Origin of the sequence: Clostridium tarantellae (assembly GCF_009295725.1) — a bacterium.
GTDB lineage: Bacteria > Bacillota > Clostridia > Clostridiales > Clostridiaceae > Sarcina > Sarcina tarantellae.
In genome coordinates, this window is the sequence record NZ_WHJC01000605.1 from 1 (window position 1) to 642 (window position 642).

1 protein-coding gene is annotated in these 642 nt (G+C 18.7%); it reads left to right on the forward strand.

Annotation, left to right across the window (positions count from 1 at the left end; genetic code table 11):
* The first annotated feature begins 43 nt into the window (after window positions 1-43).
* On the forward strand, window positions 44-580 hold the full coding sequence (lepB, locus tag GBZ86_RS16580; RefSeq protein ID WP_152892493.1) for a signal peptidase I: 537 nt from the start codon (window positions 44-46) through the stop codon (window positions 578-580).
* Window positions 581-642: the final 62 nt, after the last annotated feature.

Genomic DNA, 642 nt, shown 5'->3' on the forward strand with positions numbered 1-642 from the left:
ATATAAAATACATATTTTAATTTTATAAAAGGTGGTGTGAAATTTGAAAAATCAATTATATCTTATAATAAAGGAAAACTTTAAATTAATAATTATTTCAGCTTCTATTGCTTTTTTTATTAGTTTCCTTTTTTTAAAAGTATTTTTTTTAGCTGTAGTTGATGGTACTTCTATGGAAAACACATTGCATACTAATGATATTATACTAATTTATACAAATGCTTATAAAAATAATAATCCTAAATATAAAGATATTGTTAATATATATGTTCCTGAAAAATATGAAAATTATTTGGTAAAAAGAATAATAGGAATTCCAAATGACAAATTAGAAGTTAAAAATAATAAATTATATATAAATGAAACTTTTATTGAAGAGGTTTATATAAAGGAACCTATGAAAAACAATACATTTTCTTTGTTTGTTCCTAAAAATAAATATTTTGTTATGGGAGATAATAGAAATATAAGTTTAGATTCTCGTACTTTTGGATTTGTTGATAAAAATGAAATTCACGGAAAAGTTATTTTTAAATTTTGCTCTAAAAAATTTAATTTTTCAAAACTATATAACAATTAAATAAAAAGTGCTTCAACAAATTAATTTTTAAATACTTAATATTATTGAAGCACTTTTTTTAT